At 31.6% G+C, this 1,045-nt stretch carries 1 rRNA gene; it reads left to right on the forward strand.

Annotated features, from left to right (window positions below):
• Positions 1 to 937 (forward strand): 16S ribosomal RNA (locus ACYVBS_RS14610); the annotation flags it as partial.
• Positions 938 to 1,045 lie beyond the last annotated feature (108 nt).

Below are 1,045 nucleotides of genomic sequence, written 5' to 3' on the forward strand. Positions count from 1 at the left end.
CAAGTGTAAGTCATCTTAATTAGGTTTAAAGTGTACATAGACGGAAAAATAAACCTTAAAAAGGGTACTTTTTTTCTAGAGTTTTATAAAAGAAGAATTGAATTTTTGAAGAAAAGATAGAATTTGCAAATAACAAAAAGACAGGTAGCAGTTAATACGACCTTCTTTATAAAAACTGACGTTGAGGTACGAAGGCTTGGGTAACGAGCAGGATTAGATACCCTAGTAGTCCAAGCAGAAAATTCTGAATGTCATAAACTAAAAAACTTTTTAGTTTATAAATAAAAGTGTAAGCATTCCACCTCAAGAGTACAATGGCAACATTAAAACTGAAATCATTAGGCCGTCTTTGAAACCAGTAGTGAAGTATGTTATTTAATTCGATAACCCGCGATTAATCTTACCACAATTTGAATAATATTTAATTATATTACATGCGCTGCACGGCTGTCTTTAGTTAATGTCGTGAGATTAGGTTAATTCCTACAATTAGCGAAAACCTTGGTATTATTTATATGTATAATATACCTTGCCACTAGATCGGACTATATATATAGGATCAAGACAAGTCATCATGGCCAAAATATTGTGGGCTATAGACGTGCCACATTTTTCATTACAAAAGGATGTTATATTGTGAAAATAAGCTAATCCTTAAATTTGATTAATATGGATTGTAGTCTGTAACTCGACTACATGAATAAGGAATTACTAGTAATCGTTAATCATCACGTAACGGTGAATCGTTTCTCAATTAGGTACTAACCACTCGTCAGGCGCTGAAAGAAGAAATGCAATAAGTTTGATTTATGTATATAAATAAATATATAAATAGTTATAATTTTATATTCATATTATTTTCGAATGTATAACTTTAATTGGTGTTAAGTCGAAATAAGGTTCGTGTAATGGAAATTGCACGGGGTTAATAAACTTAAACAAAAAAATTTAAAAACTCGAACTCCCTTAGGAAGGCTTCGTTTGTTGGTTTACGAGTTGAGCTGTAAACTCAATGACTTTGAGTCATCGAAGGTTCGATTCCTTC

The organism is Lysobacter olei (assembly GCF_054777355.1).